Source organism: Faecalibacterium sp. DFI.5.82 (assembly GCF_029076575.1).
Classification (GTDB): domain Bacteria; phylum Bacillota; class Clostridia; order Oscillospirales; family Ruminococcaceae; genus Faecalibacterium; species Faecalibacterium duncaniae.
Genome location: NZ_JARFIS010000807.1, coordinates 1 through 299, shown reverse-complemented (window position 1 = coordinate 299; position 299 = coordinate 1). Strand labels below are relative to the sequence as shown.

Here is a 299-nt window from a genome sequence, read left to right as displayed (position 1 = left end):
CGGCATCCTGTTTGCCTTTGGCGTACATTTTTTCAAGGCCGGCGCGGTTCTTGGTCATGGTGGACATTCCCTCGGTGCTGTCCGGGGCGATGATGCAGACAAGGCCCTGCCGCTCCAGCTCCCGCGCCCGCTGGACAGCCGTGTTGTACCGCCATGCCCGGCGGCGCAGCCCCTCGGCTGCAGCGGGGTAATGCGACTGCAGCTGGTGTGCCAGATGCTCGTCCAGGGCATCACTCCTCACCAGCCCCATGGGCTTGGTCAGGATGAGAGCCACCCGGTCGCAGCCGTGGGCAAAGGCC

At 65.9% G+C, this 299-nt stretch carries 1 protein-coding gene; it reads right to left on the bottom strand.

Going from position 1 to position 299, the window contains the following annotated elements; translation table 11 throughout:
• On the bottom strand, positions 1-299 hold a 299-nt coding region (locus P0G09_RS18990), incomplete at both ends, for a DUF6363 domain-containing protein (protein WP_342760573.1).